The 1,101-nt window shown below is 77.1% G+C and carries 1 protein-coding gene; it reads left to right on the top strand.

The window, feature by feature from the left end; genetic code table 11:
- Positions 1-1,101: RNA polymerase sigma factor (locus tag ACWEVO_RS36990; protein WP_452312019.1), on the top strand; the 1,101-nt coding region annotated here is incomplete at both ends.

A 1,101-nucleotide genomic window follows, 5' to 3' on the forward strand; every position in this document is an offset into this window, starting at 1 on the left:
GTCCTCGGCGCGCTGGTGCGCCGGTACGGGCACTTCGACACGGCCGAGGACGCCACCCAGGAGGCGCTGCTCACGGCCGCCACCCGCTGGCCCGGCACCGGGCTGCCGGAGGACCCGAAGGCGTGGCTGATCACGGTCGCGTCCCGCCGGCTGACCGACCTGCTCCGCGCCGAGCAGGCACGGCGCCGACGGGAGGACGCCGTCGCCCGGCAGGCCCCGCCGGACCGGTTTCTGGCCGCGCCGGCCGACCGGCCCCCGGAGGACGCCGACGACTCCCTGATCCTGCTCTTCCTCTGCTGCCACCCGTCGCTGCCGGCGGCCGGGCAGATCGCCCTGACCCTGCGCGCGGTCGGCGGGTTGAGCACCGCCGAGGTCGCCCGGGCCTTCCTGGTCCCGGAGGACACCATGACCCGGCGGATCACCCGGGCCAAGCAGTGCATCCGGGACAGCGGCCTGCCGTTCGCCCTGCCGGCCGGCCCGGAGCGGGCCGCCCGCCTGGACGCGGTGCTGCACGTGCTCTACCTGATCTTCAACGAGGGGTACGCGAGCACCGCCGGGGCGTACCTGCACCGTGCGGACCTGTGCGCCGAGGCGATCCGGCTGGCCCGGCTGCTGCACCGGCTCACCGACCACCCCGAGGTGGTCGGGCTGCTGGCGTTGATGCTGCTCACCGATGCGCGTACCCCGGCCCGCACCGGCCCGGACGGGGCGCTGGTGCCGATGGCCGAGCAGGACCGTGGCCGCTGGCGGGGCGGGCAGATCGCCGAGGGGCTCCGCCTGGTCGCCGCGGCGTTGCCCCGCGGCCCCGTGGGGCCGTACCAGCTCCAGGCGGCGGTCGCCGCCCTGCACGACGAGGCGCCCAGCGTCGAGGCCACCGACTGGCCGCAGATCATCGCCCTCTACGAGGTCCTGCTGACCCTCGCCGACAACCCGGTGGTCCGGCTCAACCACGCCGTGGCGGTGGCCATGGCCCGCGGGCCGCACGCCGGTCTGGCGTTGCTCGACGCCCTCGCCACCGACCGCCGGGTCGCCGCCGACCCCCGCCGGTACGCGGCCCGGGCGCACCTGCTGGAGCTGGCCGGCGAGCGGGACGCGGCACGG

The sequence above is a fragment of the Micromonospora sp. NPDC003776 genome (assembly GCF_053605645.1).